This is a genomic window from Paracoccus sp. SSK6 (genome assembly GCF_039770665.1).
In the GTDB taxonomy this organism is placed as follows: Bacteria; Pseudomonadota; Alphaproteobacteria; order Rhodobacterales; family Rhodobacteraceae; genus Paracoccus.
Genome location: NZ_JBDPNJ010000026.1, coordinates 14,750 through 37,228, shown reverse-complemented (window position 1 = coordinate 37,228; position 22,479 = coordinate 14,750). Strand labels below are relative to the sequence as shown.

The window sequence follows — 22,479 nt, the reverse complement described above, 5'->3', positions numbered from 1 at the left end:
GTACTTCCAACAGACCGGTCAGCTGAAGAGCCAGGACTGGGACTATGCGGGCGATGCGGGCTGAACCAGAGGGTACACGATCGACCCCGAGCCGACCGCTGATGAGGATGAAAAGCCGCTAATTGCCACGGTCGTTGAGTTGACACCTCAACTGACGTATCGGCAAGGACCGGCAAGGATTATGTTCTAGTCAAGAGCTCTCGTGGCTGAGAGCGCGTGCCATCCTCTCTTCAGCTGCGATTTCTAGGCGCGCCCTAAGAAGGGCTTTTGTTTTCTGATTGTTGATTTCCACCCAGAAGTGACCCAGGCAGGCCTCTAATTTCCATTGAGATTTGACCCATGTGACCCTTCCCCGACGCGGAGAGCTTAGGGGGTTTACGGAGTGATCCACATGGGACTTTTGAACGTGATCCGGAAGCTGCGGCTGCGGGAGAAGTTGCCAATCCGCGAGATCGCGCGTCGCACCGGCCTGTCGCGCAATACGATCAAGAAGTATCTGAACTCAGGAGCGATCGAGCCGTCCTTTGCCACGCCGGATCGGCCAAGCAAGCTTGATCCTTTCGCCGAGAAGCTGGCCGGCTGGTTGAAGACGGAGGCCGGCAAGTCGCGCAAGCAGCGGCGGACGCTGAAGCAGATGCATGCCGATCTCGTGGCGCTCGGCTTCACCGGCTCCTACAACCGGGTTGCGGCCTTTGCGCGGGACTGGCGGACAGATCGCCAGCGCGAGCAACAGACCACGGGCCGCGGCACCTTCGTTCCGCTGTCTTTCCGACCGGGAGAGGCCTTCCAGTTCGACTGGAGCGAAGACTACGGGCATCTGACCGACGAGCGCACCAAGCTTCAGATGGCGCATATCAAGCTGTCGCACAGCCGGGCCTTCCTGTTGCGCGCCTACCCCCTGCAGACCCACGAGATGCTGTTCGATGCCCACTGGCACGCGTTCCGTGTGTTCGGCGGCGTGCCTGAACGCGGCATTTACGACAACATGAAGACGGCAGTGGATCGTGTGGGCCGTGGCAAGGAGCGGCAGGTCAACCTCCGCTTCCTCGCCATGGCCAACCACTATGTCTTCGAACCGGAGTTTTGCAATCCGGCAGCGGGTTGGGAGAAGGGACAGGTCGAGAAGAATGTTCAGGACTCCCGCCATCAGGTCTTGCAGGGGATGCCGGGCTTTCCCGACCTTGCCACGATGAATGCCTGGCTGGAACAGCGCTGCCTGGAGGTGTGGCAAGAGACCCCGCACGGCACGCTGCCGGGCACGATTGCCGATGTCTGGGCTGAGGAGCGGGCCGCATTGATGCCGTTGCCGCCGGCCTTCGACGGCTTCATCGAGCTCAGTAAGCGTGTCTCGCCCACCTGCCTGATCAGCTTCGAGCGCAATCGCTATAGCGTTCCGGCGTCATTCGCGAACCGGCCTGTCAGCCTGCGGATCTATCCGGACCGGCTGGTCGTGGCGGCCGAGGGCAACATCCTGTGCGAGCATGGCCGCATCATCCAGCGCAGCCACAAGCTGCCACCGCGGACGATCTATGACTGGCGGCATTATCTTGCCGTTCTCCAGCGCAAGCCCGGGGCTCTCAGGAACGGAGCTCCATTTGCGGAACTGCCGCCTGCCTTCCGGCAGTTGCAGGAGCAGATGCTGCGCAAGCCCGGCGGCGATCGGGAGATGGTCGACATCCTTGCCCTGGTTCTCCAGCACGACGAACAGGCCGTGCTGACGGCTGTGGAGTTGGCCCTGGCCGAGGGCGTGGCGACCAAGACCCATGTGCTGAACCTGTTGCACCGGCTGGTCGATGGCAAGGTCATTGGCGGGCCGCCCCTTGATACTCCGCAGGCCCTGGCCCTGCGCCGCGAGCCAAAGGCCAATGTCGAACGCTACGACGGCCTGCGCACCCAAGCTGCAGGAGGCCGTCATGCGTCATGATCCTGCCAGCGGCGCCATCGTCATCATGCTTCGCAGCCTGAAGATGCATGGCATGGCGCAGGCCGTGACGGACCTGATCGAGCAAGGGGCGCCGGCCTTTGATGCAGCCGTGCCGATCCTGTCTCAACTGCTGAAAGCCGAACTGGCCGAGCGCGAGGTCCGCTCCATCGCCTATCACATGAAGGCCGCACGCTTCCCGGCATACAAGGACCTCTCAGGCTTCGACTTCGCCGCCAGCGAGATCAACGAAGCCACAGTCCGGCAACTCCACCGCTGCGAGTTCATGGACGGGGCCCAGAACATCGTCCTGATCGGCGGCCCGGGCACGGGGAAGACCCACATCGCAACCGCCCTCGGCGTCCAGGCCATCGAGCACCACCGCCGCAAGGTCCGCTTCTTCTCCACCATTGAACTGGTCAACGCCCTCGAACAGGAGAAGGCCAAGGGCAAGGCCGGGCAGATCGCCGAAAGCCTGACCCGCCTCGATCTCGTGATCCTCGATGAGCTGGGATACCTGCCCTTCAGCGCCTCGGGCGGGGCGCTGCTCTTCCATCTGCTGAGCAAGCTCTATGAGCGGACCAGCGTCATCATCACCACCAACCTCAGCTTCAGCGAATGGGCCACAGTGTTCGGCGATGCCAAGATGACCACCGCATTGCTCGACCGGCTCACCCATCGCTGCCACATCCTGGAAACCGGAAACGACAGCTTCCGCTTCAAGGCCAGTTCAGCCGCCGCAGCGCGCCAAAAGAAGGAGAACAATCACGCCTTGACCACTGAATGACCCCAAAACCATAATCAAAGGTGGGTCAGTTCTCGATGGAAAACCTGGGTCACTTCTGGGTGGAAATTAACACTCTCATCGCCTTTCCCTGAATTGGTAAGCGAATTGGTCGAGATGGACCGGGAGCTCAGCTCCGCGCTCGGAGTCTTCGACGACGGGCTCAGCTTCCTGTCCTCGGACGCGTCCACCCTGCTTACTCGTTTGAGAACTGCACGAGAGGACAGTAGTGCTAGCAAGGCAGCGGCTCATGAAAACATTGATAGGGTTTCCGCTTCGAAAGGACGTGGCGCCCAACTCGCCGCTGAACTCCGATCGATTCCGCCCGGACGAGGGAGCTCAGTAGCAACAAGTGCTGGACGAAAAGGTACCGCTTGGCGTCTATTCGAAATCGTTTGCTACGAAGCCATGCAGTATCTTTTCGAGGAGCACTTTTACAATTGGCGGGATCAAGAGGACGTTGGTGGGGACACCAGCCGCTTCGACGTGATTGCAAAGGTAAAAGGGACCGACGTCTTTAGCCGCATGCTCATCGAGCACTTCTACAGCCGCTACGTCATCTTCGAGTTTAAGAATTATGAGAAGCCGCTCAAATCCAACCTTATCCATGTAACCGAAAAGTATCTCTTCCCTCGTGCTTTGCGGGCGAGCGCGATTATCGTATCACCCGCCGGCCTCACCGAAGCAGCGGAGAAAGCCGCTCAAGGCGCGCTGCGAGACGCCGGAAAGCTGATGCTTAGTATAGACCGCGAGACTCTTTGCCTCATGCTAGAGGAGAAGGATCAAGGGACGTCACCAGGAGTCAGAATGGAGGCGATTTTGGACGGCGTTCTCCAGCAGCTAGGGCGATAGCGGGGCGGGGAGATACCTGGGGACTACACAAAGCGCGCTTGGCCAAGGAACTGCGAGACAAGAAAATGCTTGTAGCATGTTCGTTGTCCAAACGGCAGGGAGACTTGATGACAGATCCATAACACCCGTAATGCTGGCTGGGAACGCCTTTGTTTTCTGAGAATCTTTCAGCCATTGCTGCACCAGGATTAGAGACATGCGCGCCAAGTCCAGCGGCAAGGTCCTTCTAGACTGGACCTAACACGCTAGAGCATCCGATTGAGGTCGGTGGGGCGGTTGTCGAGGATCTGCTCCATTGAGAAGAGGCCAGTCACCTTGTCGAACTCAAAGCCGTCGATCAGTTTTTGATAGAAGCGATCATAGCCTGCCATGCCTGGCGTGACGATCTTCAGAAGGTAGTCCCATTCGCCGCCGATGCGGTTGAAGTCGATCACCTCGGGCAGGCCTTGCACGTGGCGCGAGAACCGGTCGATCCACTCGCGGGAATGATGCCGGGTGCGGATCATCACAAAGACAACTAGGTCCAAGCCCAGGGCCGCCAGGTCCAATCGGGCCTGTGAGCCGGCCAGGATGCCCGCTGCCTGCAGGGCTTGGATGCGCCGCCAGCACGCGTTCTGCGACAGCCCAACGCGCTCTGCGACCTCGCGCTGCGACAACGAAGAGTCGCGCTGCAGAGTGGTTAGAATGCGGAGGTCAATTATATCAAAACTGCTCATTCTACCGTTCATATGATCGAACCTAGGCTTCATTTACCGCAAATTGAGAGAAATTGATTGGCGCATGTTGGTCTATCTTCGCGATGCCTAATGGAGACCTGCCATGACCGAAGACCCGTTCGCCCCCTTTCTTGCCGAACTCGATGCTGCCGATCCAGTTGCAGCCCTCCGCGACGGCTTGATCGGTGAGGGAGCAATGATTGGGGGGCCATTTGGCCCAAAACCTCTACTTTATGCCGATTATACCGCTTCGGGCCGAGCACTGCGGCAGGTCGAAACCTTCGTAATGGACCATGTCTGGCCCTTCTACGCAAACAGCCATACCGAAGCATCGTTCTGCGGCGCGAGGATGACGGGGATGCGGCGCGCGGCGCGGGCAGTCATCGCGCGGGCTTGCGGCGCGGGGCCGGATCACGCGGTGATCTTCTGCGGGGCAGGGGCTACGGCGGGGGTGAACCGGCTGGTCACGCTACTCGGGGCAGGACCTGGCACACGAGTGATCCTGGGGCCCTATGAGCATCATTCGAACCTGCTGCCTTGGCGTGAAAGCGGCGCCGAAGTGATCGAACTGGGCGAAGATCTCGCGGGAGGTCCCGACCGTGCCGCTTTGGCCGAGGCCTTGGCGGATGCGGCAGGGCGACGAGTTATCTGCTCCTTCTCGGCCGCGTCAAATATCACTGGTGAACTCGCTGATGTCGTTTCTCTGACGCGGCAAGCAAAGGCCGCCGGGGCGCGGATCGTATGGGACTATGCCGGGGGCGGCCCCTATCTGCCAATTCACATGTCTCCGGCGCCGGATGCCGATCTGGATGCCATCGTCGTCTCGCCGCACAAGTTCGCGGGCGGTCCCGGCGCGTCCGGCGTGATGATCCTGCGGCGCGACGCTGTGATAACCGACCGACCCAGCTGCCCCGGCGGCGGGACCGTTCGCTTTGTGTCTCCGGGCAGGCACGACTACAGCCAGCGGATCGAAGCGCGCGAGGAGGCAGGCACGCCAAACGTCGTCGGTGACTTGCGCGCAGCCCTTGCCTTCCTGGTCAAGGACCGCATTGGCACCGATTTTATGGCCGAACGCGGTGCCGCGATGACTCGCCGCGCTCAGGGTGCTTGGTCCCGTCAGCCGCGGATCGAGCTTCTCGGCCCCACCAACCGACCGCGGCTGCCGATTTTCTCCTTTCGGATCCGCGATGGGCAGGGCGGGCATATCCATCACCAGCTGATCACCCGGCTTCTGTCAGACCGCTACGGCATCCAGGTCCGCGGTGGCTGCGCCTGCGCGGGACCTTATGTTCATCGACTGCTAGGGATCGATGAGGAAGCGTCGGACCGGATACGGCAGGCAATCCTGTCGGGAAACGAGATCGAAAAGCCCGGCTTTGTCCGCCTTAACCTGTCCCCCCTGATGACTGACGGCAAGGTGCAGGTGGTGCTGGACAGCGTCAGCGAGCTGTCGCGTGACGCTTCCGACCTCGCGCGACACTATCAGGGCGATCGAACAAGTGCGATCTTTTCGCCGGTCTCGGGGATGGCGCTTGCATGAAACGTCGCCAACTGGGCCCAGCAAGAGATCACATTCTGTCCGCCTCTCGGTGTTTCTGAAGATAAGGCAGGTCAGGTCGCAGCTTTTCTCCTGTCGTTTCTTAGGGAGTTTCAAATGAAAGTATTTGCATACTTGCATGTTCAACCAACAGCTGCACAGAATGTCTTTCTATTGTGGGAGGAACGGCATGCGTTTTATCCGTCTCATCATCATGACGGCCGTGGCATTCTGGGTCGCAGCCGGAGATCCCGTTCGAGCGCAAGACGGTTATGCCGCGCAGAAGGTCATCTATCACATCAATCTGGCCGGCGGTGACGATGGCAGCGCTTACAAAGGTGCGCTGAACAACATGCGCAATCACCTCGAGGCAGTCGGTAAGGCAAACATCGACCTTCGAGTGGTGATGCATGGTGACGGGGTCGGGCTATTGCAAGCTGCCAAGGACAATCAACAATTGCAGGGTTTGATTGTATCATTGAAGAACGACGGGGTTCGTTTTCTAGTCTGTAACAACACTCTGGTGGGCCGCGACATTGATCCGGAACAGGATTTGTTTGACGTTTGGCCAGAAGATATCGTGCCTTCTGGAGTAGCCGAGATTGCCAAGCTCCAGTTGGAAGGCTTTGTCTATATCAAGCCATAGGAGCGTTCTGCACTCTGAGGTTAAGGGCCCGGCGCTGACCTGTTGCCAGATCCTCAACCTCCGACAGCCAGTTTCCTAAAGATCGTTGATCTGTATTTCCTTGATGCAGGGGTCATCTTCTCGGTTTACGACCCCTGAGCGTCGATGATCTTGTGAGCAATCTCTTTCACCTCTGACCAACACGCGTTGCAATTCGGCAGGAAGATAGGCCATGGATCTATCGCCCATCACGGACACACTCGGGGACCTCCCCACGGCAGCACTGATGGGATTGCTGGTGGGGATCTTCTTCGGAGTCGCGGCAGAGCGGTCTGCCTTCTGCTTGCGCGCGGCCACCGTCGAATTTGCCCATGGCAGGCTTGGCCCGCGCATGGCTGTGTGGCTGCTGGCATTTTCTTCGGCGGTGATCTGGGTGCAGGCGGCCCGGCTCCAAGGCTACATAGACACCGACGCTGCGCGGATGATGTCCGTTACCGGCAGCATCAGCGGCGCGATCATCGGCGGGCTGATCTTCGGAGCCGGAATGATCCTTGCGCGGGGTTGTCCTGGGCGCCTTCTGGTTCTAGCGGCGACCGGCAACCTGCGTTCGATCCTCAGCGGGCTGCTGTTTGCCGTAACGGCGCAAATGACGCTACACGGCTGGCTTTCAGGGGTGCGCACCCAGCTTGCCCAGTTGTGGACCACGCCCGATGGGCGCAACATCGACCTGTCTGCGGGGCTGGGTCTGCCAGAATGGGGCGCTCTTCTGGTCGGAGCCTTGTGTGCGGCACTTGCGTTGTTCCTGGCTTGGCGGAACCGGATCTCGGCGGGTATCCTGATCTTCGGCGCGGGAGTGGGCGTTACCGTCGCGATCGGCTATTTCCTGACCTACAGCCTTTCGCAGGTTGCCTTTGATCCTGTTTCAGTCACATCCGTGACCTTCACCGGCCCATCGGCCAATACGCTAATGGCCATGCTGGTGCCGTTCGAGGGTTGGAGCTTCGACGTCGGCTTGGTGCCGGGGGTCTTCATCGGCTCGTTTCTGGCGGCATGGGTCGCAGGGGTCCTGCGGTTCCAGAGCTTTGAAAGCGCTGCCCAGACCCGCCGCGCCATGGTGGGCGCCGTGATGATGGGCTTTGGAGGAATGCTGGCGGGGGGCTGTTCTATCGGCAACGGGGTATCTGGCACGTCGGTCATGGCTTTGACGGCCTGGATCGCCCTGTTCTCGATGTGGATCGGCGGGATGATTACTGATCGCCTGGTCGATCAGCGGCGCGAGGAGGGGCGCGATCAACCTAGCCCCCGATCATTCAAACTCCATCTCTGAAAACACCACTCCGGCATTTTTCGTGGCGAGTTCGTCAAAGGTGTCCATCCAGTCCCATTGGGACTGATCCACGTAGTACGCCTGCGACAGATCGCCCCCGGCATCCAGATGGTCCGCGATCTTCCCCCGCAGATCCTTGAGGTAATCAACGGTCGCGTGCCGCACGGTGGCAAGATCGGTGGGTGCGCCGTGGCCGGGAACGATGACTTCGGCCCCCAGCGGTTCCAGCTTGGTTTCGAAGGTTTCGATCCAGCACAGGGTGCAGGTGCCTTCGAAGATCGGCGGCATGCGTTCGGAAAATGCGATGTCGCCCGCAATCAGCACCTTGCTGTCAGGCAGCCAGACCTGCGTGTCACCGGGCGAATGCGCAGGGCCGAGGTGCAGCACCTCGATCCGCCTGTCGCCCATCTGAATGTCCTTGCGGTCCGTGAAGGTTTCCGTCGGCTCGACGATGCTTGTGCCTTCGGCGTTTTCCCTGGCATAGGATTTTAGAGCCTCGAGCCCGCGCGGGCCCTCGGTGTCGAGGAACTCTGCTGCCGCTTCTTCTTGTGCCAGGATGGGAACGCCCTCTGCAGCCCAATAGCTGTTGCCCAGCATCGAATGGCCTTGGCCGTTTTCGTTGATGACCAGCTTGACCGGCTGGTCGGTAATCTTGCGGATTTCGGCGTGCAGTGCCTCGGCCAGCTTCCACGACGCGCCGCCGTTGACCACCACAACCCCGTCCGATGTCATGATGAAGGACAGGTTGTTGTTATGGCCTGCGTTCTCATAGGTCGGCGGCTGCGTCGCACCGATGGCGCTGTAGACGCCTTCTGCCACCTTGACCGGTGGGCTGTAGAGGACCGAGTCGGGATACTTGTCGGGCGTATCCTCGGCCTGCGCCAGGGTCGCCTTTACCGCCATCACCATCGCGGCCGCCAATACGCGTCCAGCAAAACGCATCTTCATGCCTCGCTTTCAAAGGTAAACGCCTCGCCCTCGCGCCGGACCCGACCGATGCCGCCATGGGGCAGGTGATAGCCCAGGATCATCCAGCCTTCGTCAGCCAGCCGCGCAAGCATCGCTTGGCGTGTCTGCGCAGCAAGAGCCAGGTCGTGATCGGTTGCCGTTCCCAGATCGGGCCGGACGAAGCCAGCAAGGGAGGTGACGAAGTCACCCGTCACGAACGCGCCCTGGTCCGGAGTGCCGATCTCAAAGGACATGTGGCCTGGCGTATGGCCAGGGGTTGCTACGGCGCGGATGCCCGGCAGCACCTCGGCCCCATCGTCAAACCGTTCCACAAGATCGCCGATCACGGTCAGGCGGCGCATGGCGCCCGCCGCAAAGGACTGGCGTTCCTCACCGATGGTGTCGATGGTCGCTGGGTCCGTCCAGTAGTTGAATTCGACCTGGCCCATCTTCAGCGCCGCATTGGGGAACAAGGGTTCGTCGAAATCATCCAAAACACCCCATAGATGATCGGGGTGTCCATGGGTGAAGATCACGTCGGTCACGTCCTCGGGCGAGACGTCGATGGTGGAAAGGGCTTCAACCAGCCGGCCGGCCGTCGGCACGAAATCAGGCCCCGAACCTACGTCGAACAGCACCACGCGGTCCCCGTGGCGCAACAGGGTGACGTTCAGCGGGCTTTTCACAACGGCCTCTGGGTCGATGTCCAGGCTGCGCAGAAGATCGCTTCGCTGGTCCTCGGGGATCATGGCGAAGGCAAAGTCGGGCGGAAATTCGATATGGCCGTCTGACACGCTGTCGATGCGCAGGGCGCCTGCGGTAAGTGTGGTCACGGCCCAGCCACGCAGCGGCGCGAATGGCAGCACCACGGCCGAGAGTGCTGCGGCGGTGCGGGTCAGAAAAACTCGGCGGGCAATCTGCATGGCGTTCCTTCCTGTCAGGCATCAATGCGGGTCGGGCTTGTTCACTGGGACAGCACGTCCCGGATGTCGCGGCCTGTTTCGGGTCCGCCTGCTGCCGCCCATTCCAGCACCTCCAGCGTGTCATCGGCGTCCATGACGCCGGGAATGACCGCCATGGCAGCGCGGGCAGCGTCAGCGTCGGCGGGCAGGGCAGCGGGCAGCAGGATCAGCGTCGGCGTCAGCGGCACGTCCCATTTCGCGGCAGCGCGCTTTTCGCTTAGGACCTCGCCATCGGTGTCGGTCAGTTCGGTTCCGCCGAACAGATCGACCTGCACCACATCGAAATGATCACGGATCAGGCGGTCGATGCGCGGGTCGGTGAGAACCTCGTTGTGAAGCCGGGCGCAATAGATGCAGCCGCGCTGTTCGACGATCAGCAGCAGGTGGCGGCCTGCGTCGGCGGCCTCCTGATTGTCTTCGGCAAGAACCTTGAAGCTGTTCTTCAGCCAATCGGGCTTGTGAAGGCCGTCGTCGCCCAAAGGAACCGGCCCCGCTAGGGCGGGCAAGGCGAAAAGCGGAAGGACGAAGCCCAGGGCAAGATGAAACCGTGTCATCGCGTTGTTGCACTCCAATCCATGTTGTCCACCATGACGGCGGCGATCCGGTTTACGCCGTCCGTGGCGATAAGGACCGCGAACAGGATCAGCATAACCCCCATGGTTCTTTCGACCAGGCCCAGGATGCGTTGATGGCGCGCAACCCAGGCAATGAAGGGCCGTGCGAAGAACGATATGAGGACAAAGGGAATAGTCATCGCAAGGCCGTAGACCAGCAGCAGGGCCGCCCCGTGCCATAAGCTGTCCTGCGCCGAGGCAACGAACAGGATTGCCGCAAGAGCCGGTCCCGCGCAGGGTGTCCAGCCGAACCCGAAAGCCAGCCCCATGGTATAAGCCCCCACCAGCGTCGCCGGATCGCCCGAAGATTCGATCCGCGCCTGACGGTAGAGAAACGGGATACGCACGAGGCCCAGGAAATGCAGGCCGAACAGCCCAAGGATCGTCGCCGCAAGCCAAGACAGCTCGGTCCGCCACTGAGAAAAGGCCGATCCCACGGCCGTGGCCCCCAGACCCAGCATCACGAAGATCGTCGTCACGCCCAAGGAAAACGCGATCGCCCCCAGCACCAGCCGACGCTGCGCGCCAGGGTCCATGCCCTGCGACCCGCGCAATTCGCCAATGGAAACCCCTGCCAGATAGCACAGGTAGAAGGGCACCATGGGCAGGATGCACGGCGACAGGAATGATAGCAGTCCTGCAACGGCAGCGCCGCCAAACGAGATTTCGGGCATCGGCAACCTTCCGACAGGTCCGAGTGGATCGAGGCGCCCCTTACCACCAAGCTTGCATTGACACAGTTATATCATCATATTGGAATACGTATCGCCGTCCGTCAATGCGGTTCCCCATGGTTCTCAAGCTGCATCCGTCTTGGTCTCGACTTGCCTCCCTGCTTGCGGCCTTGGTTGTGCTGTGCGCAATGGCGGCTGGGGCCTATGCCGGACAGTTCCAGCTTCTGATGTTCGAACGTGACGGATGCAGCTATTGCCGGCAGTGGAACGAGGAGATTGGTCCCGCCTATCCCAAGACGGCAGAGGGGCAGGCCGCGCCGCTGCAACGCCTGGACATCAAGGCCCCGCTTCCCTCGGGCGTGACGCTGACCGGGCGGTCTCCGGCTTTTACGCCAACCTTTGTGTTGTTGTCCGATGGGATCGAGGTGGGCCGTATCGAAGGCTATGCGGGCGATGAATTCTTCTGGGTCCTGCTCGACCGCCTTCTGCGCGATGCTGGCTGGCCAACGGTATCCGATGCAGCCAACACCCCTTCTGATCCGGCAAAACCCATAACCTCCCATGCCCCATGAAAGCAGGAGAAACGAACTGATGACCAAGATGGCAATTCTCAGGACCTGCGCTGCGTTTCTGGTTCTCTCCCTGCCTTCCGCGCAGGCGATGGCTCAGGATGCGGCCTCGTCAGGCGAGACTGGCAGTTCCTATGTCCGTACGGTGAAAGGGTCGTTCGAGGACGTGGCGTTCGCTGTGGAACAGGCGATCACGAACGAGGGCCTGGTGATCGATCTGACAAGCCATGTGGGCGAGATGCTGGCGCGCACCAAGGAAGATGTGGGCGGCGCCAAGGATCTGTTCACCCAGGCTGATGTCTTCAGCTTTTGTTCCGCGAAGGTATCCCGCGAGGTGATGGAGGCCGATCCGGCCAATATCCAGCACTGCCCCTATAGCATCTTTGTCTATGAGACTGCGGACGAGCCGGGCAAGATTGTTGTCGGTCACCGCACTTACCCGGGCGAGACGATGCAGCCGGTCAACGAGATGCTGACCAAGCTGGTCGATACCGGCACGGAATAGGTTCCGAAGGTTCTGCAGCCACGAGCCTGCTTGGGCTATAAATCCTCGGACAACAGCAGTCGCTGCAGGCCCACCCAAGCCCCTGCGGCGATTGCCATCAAGGTTACAGGGCCCGACCAAACCAGCAGGGCGGTGGCGGTCAGTCCCTGGCCAATGGTGCAACCCATTGCAATGACCCCGCCGATCCCCATCATGATGGCACCGCCCAACTGGCGGCCCAGTTCACGTGGATCGTCGCAAGCTTCCCACCGGAAGCTGCGTCGCCATATTGATCCGCCAATCGCACCGGCAAGCGTGCCTGACACCAGCCCGACGGAAAAGGAGGGAAGCGTTCCGGTCGCGGTCATCAGATAAAGGATCGTCCGCCCGACGGGGGCGGTATAGGACGGGCCTTCGATCAGAACGGCGTCCATGCTGTGTCGCGCAACCTCTGTCGTGCCGATGAAGGCCAGCACGACCGACAATCCCACTCCTGCTGCGCAGACGATCGTGACAGCCGAATGGCGTACCTGCGGATGGCGCAAGCCCACTGCTATCAAGGAGAGGCCAAAGGCGGCGGCCAGCCAGGCGGGTTCAAGACCGCTCATGGCCGCGAAGGTCTCACCCATTCCAAATCGCCCAGTTTGTTCTGTTTGGGGGAATACGAAGACGCGCAGGGGCGCCAGCGGCCCTGCAAGCGTCGCGTAGGTGGCAATACCCAGAACGACCACGATCAGCACCGACCGGATGTCGCCGTCGCCAGCCCGGACCAAGGCACCGAAACCGCAGTTGCCTGCCATTGCCATGCCATAGCCAAACAGCAGACCACCAGCGATACTCGCCACCGGGTTCCAGGCGATGCTGTGATAAAGGCTTCGGCCAACGTCGATCAGGCCTGCGGCATCGGCCAGATGTGTCGACAGGATGGCCACGCCAAGGGCCAGACTCCAGATGTGGACGCGGCGGAAGTCTCGGCCGATGAGGGCGGTTTCAAGGGCGCCCAAGGTGCAGAAATCGCCCAACCGCGCGCAAAGGCCCAGAAGCATTCCGACGCCGAGCCCGACAGTTCCGGCCTGCAATCCTGCCGCGATGTCCGCTGTCATGGTTGTGTCAATCAAAGGTCCCGACGATCTTCATTGCCGAAGATTCGCGCATAACAGATCAGCAATTCGCCGATGCGCGGGTCCTTGAGCGAGTAAAAGATCGTCTTTCCATCGCGGCGCGCTGTGACAAGCCCTTCGATCCGCAGTCGCGCAAGCTGCTGGCTGACCGCCGACTGCCGCGCGTCCAGCATGCCTTCAAGTTCGCCGACACTCTTCGGACCCTGCGCCAGATGGCACAGGATGAGAAACCGACCTTCGTGACCCAAGGCCTTGAAGACGTTGGCGGCTTCCTCGATCACGGCGGAGCGCGCCGTTGAATCTGTCTGCGCGGTGGATGGGCTTGAGAGCATGGTGTCCATTCTGCCGAACAGCAGTTTTCCCAAGCCAGAGCGCGCGAGGCTGTCCGATCCGCTCATTGGTGTCCTTCGTCCGCAGCACGGCCTGTTGGCCGATGTTTCACCAAGTATTCACTTATTGCAATATAATCATTGCTTCCGGTGTCAAAGACCCTAAAGTGATGGATGCGTGAGTCGCAAGGGAGTGTGGCTTCCGCGCCTTTGGGAGGGCAGATGCAGAAAATCCTGGTGCTGACAGTTGTGGCAGCCAGCCTCGGCGCTGCAGCAATGGCAGAGACTCTGCCGAATGACGTGTCCTGGGCCGAAGACGGGTCGATTTCCGAATCCCTGACGGGCACGCCCGGTAATCCCGACGAAGGCATGGTCATCATGACAACCAATGCCTTGGGCAATTGCGTTGCGTGCCATGCCATTGCGGCGATGCCTGACGTGCCCTTCCAGGGCAACATCGGCCCGCAACTCGACGGTGCCGCCGACCGCTGGACCGAGGCGCAGCTGCGCGGGATCGTGGTCGATGCCAAGCACACGTTCCCGGACTCCTTCATGCCCGGCATGTACAAGGTGGGGCCGTTCATTCGCCCCGGGATCGCCTACACGGCCAAACCGCCCGAAAAGCCGGAGGACATCCAGCCGATCCTGTCGGCCCAGCAGGTCGAGGATGTCGTGGCTTATCTGATGACGCTCAAGGAATGAAACCAGCCGCGTTCCACGGGGACGCCGGGAACGCGACAAGGAAGGAAGGACAACATGCTGATTTCACGACGCGGAGTTCTGGCCGCAAGCGCCGGCCTTGCCGGGCTGGCCATGCTCCCGATCGCCGTGCGGGCTCAGGATGCGGCGACGGCACCCGCCCGGACGGCCGAGGAGATGATTGCCGAGTTCACTGGCGGCGCCGATGTGGCCGAAGGTGACGGCGTCAAGTTGACCGCACCCGAGATTGCCGAGAACGGCAACACGGTTCCGATCTCGGTCGAGGCGCCGGGGGCCGCTGAAATCCTGCTGATCGCTTCGGAGAATCCCACACCAGGCGTGGCCAAGTTTAGTTTTGGCCCGCTAGCTGCCAATCAAGCCGCGGCCACGCGCATTCGCCTGGCCAAGACGCAGGACATCGTTGCCATCGCCAAGATGGCCGACGGCAGCTTCGTGCGCACGGCCTCGAATGTGAAGGTCACCATCGGCGGTTGCGGCGGCTGATCCAGAGAAAAGGAACAGGAACATGGCAGAGAACGTCAAACCGCGCGTCCGCGTCCCGAAAACCGCATCGAAGGATGAGGTGATCACGATCAAGACGCTGATCTCGCACCCGATGGAGTCCGGTCAGCGCAAGGACAAGGATGGCAATGTCATCCCGCGCTCGATCATCAATCGCTTCACGGCTGAATTCAACGGGCAGCTTGTTCTGGACACCACGTTGGAACCGGCGATCAGCACCAATCCGTATTTTGAATTCGATGCCAAGGTGCCTGAGACCGGCGAGTTCAAGTTTACATGGTATGACGACGATGGCTCGGTCTACGAGGATGCCCACAAAGTCGAAGTGTCCTGAAAGCGGATACCAAGCCGGTCATGACCGCAACCAGGAAGAATGGCGCGGCATGACATCGCCAGGGAGGAGAGACGGCAAGATGAAGCTGCAATACACTGTGACGGTCGCGGCTGCTCTCGCGGCGCTCCTTTCCCTGAGCGCGGCTCAGGCTGATCCGGTCGAAGACGACCAGCTCGTGATCAATGGCGAAGAGGAACTAGCGACCCAGGCACCTGCACCCGATCATCTGGAGGGCGCTCTGGGCGATACGGTCTATTCGGGCTGGCTGTTTCGCGACACCGATACCCGCGCGATGCAAAAGGACGACTTCGACAACCCAATGTTCCTGTTCGTCGATGCCGGCCTTGAGGTGTGGAGTACGCCCGAAGGCACCGCAGACAAGTCCTGTGCCGATTGCCACAACGACATCGAGGAAAGCATGAAGGGCGTTCGAGCCCAGATGCCCAAGGTGAACGACAAGGGCGAACTCTGGTCGCTGGAAAACTACGTCAACGACTGCCGGACCAACCGGATGGGCGCCGAAGCGTGGGGCTGGAACAGCCAGGAGATGAAGAACATGACCGCCGCCATTGGCCTGCAATCGCGGGGCATGCCAGTTGCAGTCGAGATCGATGGCGAGGCCGCGCCCTTCTGGGAGAAGGGCAAGGAGATGTATTACACGCGCTATGGCCAATTGGAGATGTCCTGCGCCAATTGCCACGAGGACAACTTCGGCAACAACATTCGCTCGGACCATCTGAGCCAAGGTCAGATCAACGGATTTCCGCTGTATCGCCTGAAGGACCAGGGCGCCGTGTCCACACATCAGCGTTTCGTGGGCTGCGTTCGCGACACCCGCGGCGTCCCTTTCGAAGCCGGCAGCCAAGAATTCCGCGAGCTTGAGCTTTACGTGGCCTCGCGCGGGAATGGTCTGGCCGTCGAGACCCCCGCCGTCCGTCACTGAACCGGCCGCGGCGGCAAGCCACGGCCGATCACACACGCACAACATGTGCAAACATCTGAATACTATGAGGTAACGGTGGCTTCGCGCAGGGAATTTCTACAGGCCGGTCTGGCCACATCAGCGATCCTTGCCGGGTTGGGCATGTCGAACTGGTCGCGGGTAATGGCGCAGCAGGCGCTGACGCAGGACCAGTTGCTGCAATTCGACGACTTCGGCAACCTGACGCTGATCCACGTCACGGATGCGCATGCGCATCTGCGGCCCGTCTGGTTCCGCGAACCCGATACCAATATCGGCGTGGGCGAAGCCGCCGGGCGCGTCCCGCATGTCGTGGGTGAAGCCTTTCAGAAGATGTTCAGGATCGCACCGGGCAGCCCCGAAGCCTATGCGCTGACGTACCCCGACTTCGAGGCCTTGGCCAAGACCTATGGCCGGATGGGCGGCTTTGATCGCATCGCGACCATCGTGAAGGCGATCCGCGGCAGCCGTCCAGAGGCGATCCTGCTGGATGGTGGGGATACCTGGCACGGCAGCTATACCAGCCTCAAGACCCGGGGCGAGGACATGGTCCGGGTCCAGAACCTCCTGGGCGTCGAGGCGATGTCCAGCCATTGGGAATTCACCTTCGGGACCGAACGGGTTCAGGAGCTGATCGAGCAATGCAATTTCCCCTTCCTGGGCGCCAACATCTACGATGTGGAGTGGGACGAGCCGGCGTTCGAGCCCTACAAGATCATCCAGAAGGGCGATCTGGCCGTCGGCGTGATTGGTCAGGCCTTCCCCTATCTGCCGATTGCCAACCCGAAATGGATGTTCCCCGAATACAGCTTCGGCATCCGCGAGGAGCGGATGCAGGAGGTCGTGGACGAGTTGCGCGCCCAAAACGTTGATCTGGTCGTCTGCCTGTCGCACAACGGCTTTGACGTCGATCACAAGATGGCGGGCCGGGTAAAGGGCATCGACGTGATCCTGTCAGGCCATACCCACGATGCCGTCCCCGAGCCGGTGCTGGTGGGTGAGACGATCATCATCGCATCGGGCAGCCACGGCAAGTTCGTCAGCCGGGTCGATCTGGATGTGCAAGGCGGCCGGATGACAGGCTTTCGCCACAAGCTGATCCCGGTTTTCTCGGACGTGATTGCCCCCGACACCGAGATGGCATCGCTGATCGAGGAGGTCCGCGCGCCCTACAAGGCGGATCTGGAGGCCGTGGTTGGTCAGACCGACCAGCTTCTTTATCGACGCGGCAATTTCAACGGTACCTGGGACGACCTGATCTGCCGCGCCATCCTGGAAGAACGCGATGCCGAGATCGCGCTATCGCCGGGTGTTCGCTGGGGGGCCTCGGTCCTGCCGGGCGACATCACCCGCGAGGATATCCATTCGGTCACCTCGATGACCTACGGTGAGTGCTATCGCACGGAAATGACCGGCGAGACGCTGAAGACCGTCATGGAGGATGTGGCCGACAACATCTTTAACCCCGATCCCTATTACCAGCAGGGCGGGGACATGGTCCGCGTGGGCGGTCTGGCCTACACGATCGACCCGACCGCGCCCATGGGCAGCCGCATCACCGACTTGCGGCTGATCGCCGAGGACGCGCCGATAGACCCTGCCCGCAGCTATGTGGTCGGCGGATGGGCATCAGTCAACGAGGGCACCGAAGGGCTGCAGATCTGGGACGTGGTCGAAGACCACATTCGCAAGGCAGGGGGCGCGCAGCAGGACGCGCCCGTTTCAAGCATTACCGTCAAGGGACTATGAAGGAGTTGGCTCGCATGACCGTCAGACCGGGAACGACCAGCCGCCGGGCATTCATGCGCGCCGGCTTGGCCGCCAGCGTCGCGCTTCCGGCAGCCGTGTCCGCCGCGCGCGGGCAGGGGGCGCCGGATCCGCTGATCACCGAAGTGCAGGACTGGGCCCGCTACAGCGGAGACGGCGTGGACGCCACGCCCTACGGGTTGCCCATTCATTTCGAATCGGACGTGATCCGCCGCAACGTGTCCTGGCTGACGGCGGACACGATCAGCTCGATCAACTTTACGCCGATCCATCAGCTGGACGGCACGATCACCCCTGCGGGCTGCGCCTTCGAGCGCCACCATTCCGGGGCAATCGAGCTGGCCAAGCCCGACTACCGCCTGATGATCAACGGGCTGGTAGATCGCGAGCTGGTCTTCACCTACGAGGATCTGGAGCGCTTCCCCCGCACCCAAGCCGTCTATTTCTGCGAATGCGCCGCCAATACCGGCATGGAATGGGCCGGCGCGCAGCTGAACGGATCGCAGTTCACGCATGGCATGATCCACAACATGGAATATGTCGGCGTCTCCCTGAAGACCTTGCTGGCCGAGGTCGGCGTCAGGCCTGAAGGCAAATGGATCTACGTCGAAGGCGCCGACGCCTCATCCAACGGTCGGTCAATCCCGATCGAGAAGGCAATGGACGACGTGATGGTCGCCTTCAAGGCCAATGGCGAGGCGCTGCGCAAGGAACACGGCTATCCCGCGCGCCTGGTCGTGCCGGGCTGGGAAGGAAACCTCTGGGTCAAGTGGCTGCGCCGCATCGAGGTGACGGCTGGTCCCGTCGAGAGCCGCGAGGAGACGTCGAAATACACCGACACGCTGGCCAACGGGATCTCGCGGAAGTGGACCTGGGTCATGGACGCCAAGTCCGTCGTGACTGCGCCCAGTCCGCAGGTCGGCATCAAGCACGGTCCCGGTCCGCTGGTCATCACGGGGCTGGCCTGGTCCGGGCGCGGGGCGATCACCCGCGTGGACGTGTCGGTCGATGGCGGCAAGAATTGGACCACGGCGCGGCTGGCCCAGCCGGGCGTGCCCAAGGCGATGACCCGGTTCTACCTGGACCATGTCTGGGACGGCGAGGAGATGCTGCTGCAATCGCGCGCCGTGGACGAGACCGGCTACGTGCAGCCCACCAAGAACGCCCTGCGCGAGATCCGGGGCGAGAACTCGATTTACCACAACAACGGTATCCAGACATGGTGGATCAAGAAAGACGGAAGCGCGGAAAATGTCGAAATCTCGTAAAGCAGCAGCCCTGCTGATCATCCTGGCCGCAGGTTCCGCCGCGGCCGAGACGCAGGTTGCACCGTCCGATGCCGCGTCCGCGGCGGCCCAGCCTTTCGGGCTGGGACGGCCCGCATTGCCCGAGGAGGTCGCGGCCTGGAACCTTGATGTCAGCCCTGACGGCACTGGTCTACCCGAAGGCTCGGGAGACGTCATGACGGGCGAGGAAATCTATCTGGAGCAATGTGCCGCCTGCCATGGCGACTTCGCCGAGGGCCTGGACAACTGGCCATCGCTGTCAGGGGGCGAGGGCACTCTGGACCGGGAAGATCCTGAAAAGACCATTGGCAGCTACTGGCCCCATCTGTCCACGGTCTGGGACTACGTGCATCGCTCCATGCCATTCGGGAACGCGCAGATCCTGACGCCCGACGATACTTACGCAATCACGGCCTATCTGCTTTACTCCAACGGCCTTGTGGAAGACGATTTTGTTCTGTCAAACGAGAACTTCACCGAGGTCCAGATGCCCAATGCTGATGGCTTCATCGAAGATGACCGTGCGGAAACCGAATACCCCGTCTTCTCGACCGAGCCCTGCATGGAAAACTGCAAGGACAGTGTGGAAATCACCATGCACGCGTCAATTCTGGACGTGACGCCCGGCAACGAGGATGACGCGGCCGAGGATGCTCCTGCCGAAGCCACTTTGGACTGAGAGGCGCGGCGGTCCCCCTTCTGATGCCTATGGCTCAGTCGCGATCCGCGATGGCGCGGATCGCTCCACCACAAACTCCAGACAGGAAGAACCATGACCTATTTCTCATGCCTCGCCATTCCGGCGGCCTTTTTTGCCATGGCCGGAGCAGGTCTTGCCGCCGATCACCAAGTGCAGATGCTGAACAAGGGTGAAAGCGGGATGATGGTCTTCGAGCCGGCCTATGTTCGTGTCGAGCCGGGCGATACGGTGACCTTCGTGCCCACGGATAAAAGCCACAACGTCGAGTCCATCGCCGAAATCCTGCCCGAGGGCGTCGAGAAGTTCAAAAGCAAGGTGAACGACGAATTCGTCCTGACGGTGACAGAGCCTGGACTCTACGGTGTCAAATGCACGCCGCATTTCGCGATGGGCATGGTGGGCCTGATCCAGGTCGGCGATGAAGCAGCCAATCTTGAGGCCGCCAAATCCGCCAAGATGTCGAAAAAAGCGCGCGAGCGGATGGACGAAGCCATCGCCCAGATCGAATGACCTCCTGAAGATCGCGGTGAACGGAGAAAGCGGGCGAAGGCGATGCGCCCGCGTTTTCTTCGACCATCATCGCAAGAGGATTACTTACCCGGAGACCCCGCGTAGGCCTGCCGGGTTTGTCATCTTCGTGTCTTGCCTCACCAGTGTGGTCCATGCGTCGAACTGTGACAGGAAGACCTCACCGTTCAGGTGGTCCAGGAAGTGGGTCTTCTTCAGGCGGTCCATGACGGGACCCTTCACTTCGGACAGGTGCAACCCGATGCCCAGTTCCTTCAGGCGGTGGTTGATCGCCTCGAGGCTCTCGAGCGCGGAATAGTCGATCTCGTTCATGGCCGAACACATCAGCACCACATGGCCGACCGCCGGCTGCTTGGCGATCCGATCCTGGATCAGATCCTCGAGAAAGCGGGCGTTGACGAAATAAAGGCTTTCATCAACGCGCAGGGTCAGCACCGCGGGGTCGGTTGTCACCTCGTGTCGCAGCACGTTGCGAAAATGGTTGGTGCCCGGCACCAGCCCGACCTCGGCCACGTGGGGCCTGGAAGTCTTGTAGAGATGCAGGCCGACCGACAGGATCACCCCCGATGCGATGCCGATCTCGACGCCCCAGACCAGGGTCAGCACGATCGTGGTGACGACGGCGGCGAAATCGGCACGCGAATAGCGCAGCGTTCTGGATAAGATCGCGACATCGACAAGGCTTAGCACTGCCACGATGATGGTTGCGGCCAAGGTTGCCGTGGGCAGGAAATAGATCAGCGGGGTCAGCAGCAGCGCGGCGATGGCCAGGCCTGCGGCGGTAAAGACACCAGCGGCCGGAGTCGCGGCCCCCGCGTCGAAATTCACGACCGAGCGGGCAAAGCCCCCGGTGACCGGATAGCCGCCGGTAAAGCCCGCCCCAAGGTTGGCCATGCCCAGACCAATCAGCTCCTGGTCAGGGTCAATGCGCTGGCGGCGCTTTGCAGCCAGGGTTTGCGCGATCGAGATGGATTCGACGAAGCCGATGATTGAGATCAGGATTGCCGGAGCAGCCAGCTGGCGGATCAGGTCCGGGGCCAAGGCCGGCATTCTCAGCGGTGGCAAGCCATGGGGCACGGCACCGACGATCGCCACGCCCCGATCGGCAAGGCCCAAGGCCCAGACCGACAGCGTGGTGACCACGACGGCCGCGACGGGGCCCGTCTTGGCCAGCATGTCCGCCAGCAACGGTCCGGCTCCCATCCGTCGCAGAAACGGCTTCAGCCCGCGCCGGACCCAGAACAGAAAGCCCGTGGAAAGAACGCCGATCGTCAAGGTCATCGGGTTCGTCTGCCCCAAGTGGGCCAGGATGTCGGGGATCATCTCGACCAGGGTATGGCCGCCCGCCTCGATCCCCAGGATATGCTTCACCTGGCTTGTCGCAATCAGGATGCCGGATGCCGTGATGAAGCCCGCGATAACCGGGTGACTGAGGAAGTTGGCCAGAAAGCCCAGCCGAAGGCCCCCAAGCGCCAGCAGGAACAGTCCCGACAGCGCCGCCAGCGTCAGCGCCGCCGCCGCGTATCCCGCCGTGCCCTGTTGCGCCACCTGCCCGACTGCGGTGGCGGTCATCAGCGACACGACTGCCACGGGGCCTACGGCCAGCGTCCGCGAGGTGCCGAAGATCGCATAGAGGACAAGGGGCGCGATCGAGGCATAGATCCCGGCCTCGGGCGGCAGGCCAGCCAGCATGGCATAGGCCAGCGACTGCGGGATCAGCATGATCGTCACGATCACCGCCGCCACCGCGTCGCTGGTCAGGGCGTGCCGGTCATAGGTTCGACCCCAGTGCAGAATTGGCAAGAAGCGGCCCAGCTTGTCCATGGCTCAGGTCTCGACCGGAAGGCCCTTGGCCTTCCAGGCCTCGAAACCGCCCTCGATCACGCGGGCTTGGTAGCCCATGGCGCGCAGGGTGTCTGCCGCCAGGGCCGCTCGGGCGCCTGAGCCGCACAGGACATGGACGCAGCCCGTGTCGCGCAAGTCGGTGAGCCGCGTTTCCGCCGTCTGCGCGGTGGCGTCGGCGCGGCTTTCCACCAGACCGCGCGGAACATGCAGGGCGTCGGGCACGCGCCCATGGGTCTCGAGTTCACCCGGCTCGCGCACGTCAAGCACCAGTGTGGCTGAGCCCTCGCTCGTGGCGGCATGCTCGGGCGAAACAGTTGCCACGCGGCCTTTCGCCTCGGCGACCAGATCCTTCATGGTCTTGGCCTTCTTCTGCG

24 protein-coding genes and 1 pseudogene are annotated in these 22,479 nt (G+C 61.7%); 16 read left to right on the top strand and 9 right to left on the bottom strand.

Annotated features, from left to right (window positions below):
• Nucleotides 1–391 precede the first annotated feature (391 nt).
• The 3 genes from istA to AAIL68_RS14130 all read left to right on the top strand — a co-directional run bounded on the left by istA (nt 392) and on the right by AAIL68_RS14130 (nt 3,557).
• The gene (gene istA / locus AAIL68_RS14140) at nt 392–1,924 is read left to right on the top strand and encodes an IS21 family transposase (RefSeq protein WP_347140411.1); all 1,533 of its coding nucleotides are present in this window, start codon (nt 392–394) and stop codon (nt 1,922–1,924) included.
• Complete coding sequence (gene istB / locus AAIL68_RS14135) at nt 1,914–2,708, top strand: IS21-like element helper ATPase IstB (RefSeq protein WP_347140410.1); 795 nt, start codon at nt 1,914–1,916, stop codon at nt 2,706–2,708. Before istA ends, istB begins: the two co-directional genes overlap by 11 nt.
• Before the next feature lie 405 nt (nt 2,709–3,113).
• The gene (locus AAIL68_RS14130; protein WP_347140409.1) at nt 3,114–3,557 is read left to right on the top strand and encodes a hypothetical protein; all 444 of its coding nucleotides are present in this window, start codon (nt 3,114–3,116) and stop codon (nt 3,555–3,557) included.
• Nucleotides 3,558–3,802: 245 nt separating this feature from the next.
• Here the strand turns inward: AAIL68_RS14130 and AAIL68_RS14125 are convergent, their stop codons facing one another.
• Nucleotides 3,803–4,273: an Lrp/AsnC family transcriptional regulator gene (locus tag AAIL68_RS14125; protein ID WP_347140408.1), complete on the bottom strand. Its 471-nt coding sequence runs from the start codon at nt 4,271–4,273 to the stop codon at nt 3,803–3,805.
• A 103-nt stretch (nt 4,274–4,376) separates the two neighbouring features.
• On the opposite strand from AAIL68_RS14125, the gene AAIL68_RS14120 reads away from it, so the two are divergent.
• The 3 genes from AAIL68_RS14120 to AAIL68_RS14110 all read left to right on the top strand — a co-directional run bounded on the left by AAIL68_RS14120 (nt 4,377) and on the right by AAIL68_RS14110 (nt 7,762).
• Complete coding sequence (locus AAIL68_RS14120) at nt 4,377–5,813, top strand: aminotransferase class V-fold PLP-dependent enzyme (RefSeq protein WP_347140407.1); 1,437 nt, start codon at nt 4,377–4,379, stop codon at nt 5,811–5,813.
• Nucleotides 5,814–6,000: 187 nt separating this feature from the next.
• On the top strand, nt 6,001–6,456 hold the full coding sequence (locus AAIL68_RS14115) for a DsrE family protein (protein ID WP_347140406.1): 456 nt from the start codon (nt 6,001–6,003) through the stop codon (nt 6,454–6,456).
• Between the two features lie 211 nt (nt 6,457–6,667).
• Nucleotides 6,668–7,762, top strand: coding sequence for a YeeE/YedE family protein (locus AAIL68_RS14110; protein ID WP_347140405.1), 1,095 nt, complete (start codon nt 6,668–6,670; stop codon nt 7,760–7,762).
• Here the strand turns inward: AAIL68_RS14110 and AAIL68_RS14105 are convergent.
• The 4 genes from AAIL68_RS14105 to AAIL68_RS14090 are packed head-to-tail and all read right to left on the bottom strand — an operon-like array spanning nt 7,742 to nt 10,960.
• Nucleotides 7,742–8,704, bottom strand: coding sequence for an MBL fold metallo-hydrolase (locus AAIL68_RS14105; RefSeq protein WP_347140404.1), 963 nt, complete (start codon nt 8,702–8,704; stop codon nt 7,742–7,744). The two genes, AAIL68_RS14110 and AAIL68_RS14105, sit on opposite strands and share 21 nt — an antisense overlap.
• 2 nt (nt 8,705–8,706) lie before the next feature.
• Complete coding sequence (locus AAIL68_RS14100) at nt 8,707–9,633, bottom strand: MBL fold metallo-hydrolase (RefSeq protein ID WP_347140402.1); 927 nt, start codon at nt 9,631–9,633, stop codon at nt 8,707–8,709.
• Nucleotides 9,634–9,674: 41 nt separating this feature from the next.
• Nucleotides 9,675–10,226, bottom strand: coding sequence for a thioredoxin family protein (locus AAIL68_RS14095; protein ID WP_347140401.1), 552 nt, complete (start codon nt 10,224–10,226; stop codon nt 9,675–9,677).
• Nucleotides 10,223–10,960, bottom strand: a complete 738-nt coding sequence (locus AAIL68_RS14090; RefSeq protein WP_347140400.1) for a cytochrome c biogenesis CcdA family protein — start codon at nt 10,958–10,960, stop codon at nt 10,223–10,225. The genes AAIL68_RS14095 and AAIL68_RS14090 overlap by 4 nt, the downstream gene beginning before the upstream one ends.
• Nucleotides 10,961–11,076: 116 nt before the next feature.
• On the opposite strand from AAIL68_RS14090, the gene AAIL68_RS14085 reads away from it, so the two are divergent.
• Nucleotides 11,077–11,532 carry a thioredoxin family protein gene (locus AAIL68_RS14085; protein WP_347140399.1) on the top strand — a complete coding sequence of 152 codons (456 nt, stop codon included), beginning with the start codon at nt 11,077–11,079 and terminating at the stop codon, nt 11,530–11,532.
• A gap of 88 nt (nt 11,533–11,620) precedes the next feature.
• The gene (locus tag AAIL68_RS14080; protein WP_347140415.1) at nt 11,621–12,034 is read left to right on the top strand and encodes a DUF302 domain-containing protein; all 414 of its coding nucleotides are present in this window, start codon (nt 11,621–11,623) and stop codon (nt 12,032–12,034) included.
• Between the two features lie 35 nt (nt 12,035–12,069).
• Here the strand turns inward: AAIL68_RS14080 and AAIL68_RS14075 are convergent, their stop codons facing one another.
• Nucleotides 12,070–13,116: a YeeE/YedE family protein gene (locus AAIL68_RS14075; protein ID WP_347140398.1), complete on the bottom strand. Its 1,047-nt coding sequence runs from the start codon at nt 13,114–13,116 to the stop codon at nt 12,070–12,072.
• Between the two features lie 11 nt (nt 13,117–13,127).
• A complete protein-coding gene (locus AAIL68_RS14070) occupies nt 13,128–13,466 on the bottom strand; it encodes a metalloregulator ArsR/SmtB family transcription factor (RefSeq protein WP_347140414.1) in 339 nt (112 codons plus the stop codon).
• Nucleotides 13,467–13,637: 171 nt separating this feature from the next.
• Here AAIL68_RS14070 and soxX point away from each other — a divergent pair, with 171 nt between their 5' ends.
• From soxX to AAIL68_RS14030, 8 genes and pseudogenes are all read left to right on the top strand, one after another.
• Nucleotides 13,638–14,165, top strand: coding sequence for a sulfur oxidation c-type cytochrome SoxX (gene soxX, locus AAIL68_RS14065; RefSeq protein ID WP_347140397.1), 528 nt, complete (start codon nt 13,638–13,640; stop codon nt 14,163–14,165).
• Nucleotides 14,166–14,219: 54 nt separating this feature from the next.
• The gene (soxY, locus tag AAIL68_RS14060; RefSeq protein WP_347140396.1) at nt 14,220–14,666 is read left to right on the top strand and encodes a thiosulfate oxidation carrier protein SoxY; all 447 of its coding nucleotides are present in this window, start codon (nt 14,220–14,222) and stop codon (nt 14,664–14,666) included.
• Between the two features lie 22 nt (nt 14,667–14,688).
• Nucleotides 14,689–15,018, top strand: a complete 330-nt coding sequence (gene soxZ / locus AAIL68_RS14055) for a thiosulfate oxidation carrier complex protein SoxZ (RefSeq protein WP_347140395.1) — start codon at nt 14,689–14,691, stop codon at nt 15,016–15,018.
• A 79-nt stretch (nt 15,019–15,097) separates the two neighbouring features.
• A complete protein-coding gene (gene soxA / locus AAIL68_RS14050; RefSeq protein ID WP_347140394.1) occupies nt 15,098–15,961 on the top strand; it encodes a sulfur oxidation c-type cytochrome SoxA in 864 nt (287 codons plus the stop codon).
• Between the two features lie 75 nt (nt 15,962–16,036).
• A complete protein-coding gene (gene soxB / locus AAIL68_RS14045) occupies nt 16,037–17,728 on the top strand; it encodes a thiosulfohydrolase SoxB (RefSeq protein ID WP_347140393.1) in 1,692 nt (563 codons plus the stop codon).
• Between the two features lie 14 nt (nt 17,729–17,742).
• Complete coding sequence (soxC, locus tag AAIL68_RS14040; RefSeq protein ID WP_347140392.1) at nt 17,743–19,014, top strand: sulfite dehydrogenase; 1,272 nt, start codon at nt 17,743–17,745, stop codon at nt 19,012–19,014.
• A pseudogene (locus AAIL68_RS14035) lies at nt 18,998–19,693 on the top strand (cytochrome c); the annotation flags it as partial. The gene soxC and the pseudogene AAIL68_RS14035, both read left to right, overlap by 17 nt.
• A gap of 156 nt (nt 19,694–19,849) precedes the next feature.
• A complete protein-coding gene (locus AAIL68_RS14030) occupies nt 19,850–20,242 on the top strand; it encodes a pseudoazurin (RefSeq protein WP_347140413.1) in 393 nt (130 codons plus the stop codon).
• Nucleotides 20,243–20,326: 84 nt separating this feature from the next.
• Here AAIL68_RS14030 and sulP read toward each other — a convergent pair whose 3' ends face one another.
• Entirely contained in the window at nt 20,327–22,084 is a 1,758-nt protein-coding gene (sulP, locus tag AAIL68_RS14025) for a sulfate permease (protein ID WP_347140391.1), read from the bottom strand.
• Between the two features lie 3 nt (nt 22,085–22,087).
• Nucleotides 22,088–22,459, bottom strand: a complete 372-nt coding sequence (locus tag AAIL68_RS14020; RefSeq protein ID WP_347140412.1) for a rhodanese-like domain-containing protein — start codon at nt 22,457–22,459, stop codon at nt 22,088–22,090.
• Nucleotides 22,460–22,479 lie beyond the last annotated feature (20 nt).

Excerpts from the sequence above, each read along its gene's own strand:
- istA (WP_347140411.1), top strand. The coding sequence starts at position 392 with ATGGGACTTTTGAACGTGATCCGGAAGCTGCGGCTGCGGGAGAAGTTG.
- istB (WP_347140410.1), top strand. The coding sequence starts at position 1,914 with ATGCGTCATGATCCTGCCAGCGGCGCCATCGTCATCATGCTTCGCAGC.
- soxX (WP_347140397.1), top strand. The coding sequence starts at position 13,638 with ATGCGTGAGTCGCAAGGGAGTGTGGCTTCCGCGCCTTTGGGAGGGCAG.
- AAIL68_RS14080 (WP_347140415.1), top strand. The coding sequence starts at position 11,621 with ATGGCTCAGGATGCGGCCTCGTCAGGCGAGACTGGCAGTTCCTATGTC.
- AAIL68_RS14125 (WP_347140408.1), bottom strand. The coding sequence starts at position 4,273 with ATGAGCAGTTTTGATATAATTGACCTCCGCATTCTAACCACTCTGCAG.
- AAIL68_RS14110 (WP_347140405.1), top strand. The coding sequence starts at position 6,668 with ATGGATCTATCGCCCATCACGGACACACTCGGGGACCTCCCCACGGCA.
- soxC (WP_347140392.1), top strand. The coding sequence starts at position 17,743 with ATGACCGTCAGACCGGGAACGACCAGCCGCCGGGCATTCATGCGCGCC.
- AAIL68_RS14020 (WP_347140412.1), bottom strand. The coding sequence starts at position 22,459 with ATGAAGGATCTGGTCGCCGAGGCGAAAGGCCGCGTGGCAACTGTTTCG.
- AAIL68_RS14085 (WP_347140399.1), top strand. The coding sequence starts at position 11,077 with ATGGTTCTCAAGCTGCATCCGTCTTGGTCTCGACTTGCCTCCCTGCTT.
- AAIL68_RS14130 (WP_347140409.1), top strand. The coding sequence starts at position 3,114 with ATGCAGTATCTTTTCGAGGAGCACTTTTACAATTGGCGGGATCAAGAG.
- AAIL68_RS14100 (WP_347140402.1), bottom strand. The coding sequence starts at position 9,633 with ATGCAGATTGCCCGCCGAGTTTTTCTGACCCGCACCGCCGCAGCACTC.
- soxZ (WP_347140395.1), top strand. The coding sequence starts at position 14,689 with ATGGCAGAGAACGTCAAACCGCGCGTCCGCGTCCCGAAAACCGCATCG.
- sulP (WP_347140391.1), bottom strand. The coding sequence starts at position 22,084 with ATGGACAAGCTGGGCCGCTTCTTGCCAATTCTGCACTGGGGTCGAACC.
- AAIL68_RS14105 (WP_347140404.1), bottom strand. The coding sequence starts at position 8,704 with ATGCGTTTTGCTGGACGCGTATTGGCGGCCGCGATGGTGATGGCGGTA.
- AAIL68_RS14090 (WP_347140400.1), bottom strand. The coding sequence starts at position 10,960 with ATGCCCGAAATCTCGTTTGGCGGCGCTGCCGTTGCAGGACTGCTATCA.
- soxY (WP_347140396.1), top strand. The coding sequence starts at position 14,220 with ATGCTGATTTCACGACGCGGAGTTCTGGCCGCAAGCGCCGGCCTTGCC.
- AAIL68_RS14075 (WP_347140398.1), bottom strand. The coding sequence starts at position 13,116 with ATGACAGCGGACATCGCGGCAGGATTGCAGGCCGGAACTGTCGGGCTC.
- AAIL68_RS14030 (WP_347140413.1), top strand. The coding sequence starts at position 19,850 with ATGGCCGGAGCAGGTCTTGCCGCCGATCACCAAGTGCAGATGCTGAAC.
- AAIL68_RS14095 (WP_347140401.1), bottom strand. The coding sequence starts at position 10,226 with ATGACACGGTTTCATCTTGCCCTGGGCTTCGTCCTTCCGCTTTTCGCC.
- AAIL68_RS14070 (WP_347140414.1), bottom strand. The coding sequence starts at position 13,466 with ATGCTCTCAAGCCCATCCACCGCGCAGACAGATTCAACGGCGCGCTCC.
- AAIL68_RS14115 (WP_347140406.1), top strand. The coding sequence starts at position 6,001 with ATGCGTTTTATCCGTCTCATCATCATGACGGCCGTGGCATTCTGGGTC.
- soxA (WP_347140394.1), top strand. The coding sequence starts at position 15,098 with ATGAAGCTGCAATACACTGTGACGGTCGCGGCTGCTCTCGCGGCGCTC.
- AAIL68_RS14120 (WP_347140407.1), top strand. The coding sequence starts at position 4,377 with ATGACCGAAGACCCGTTCGCCCCCTTTCTTGCCGAACTCGATGCTGCC.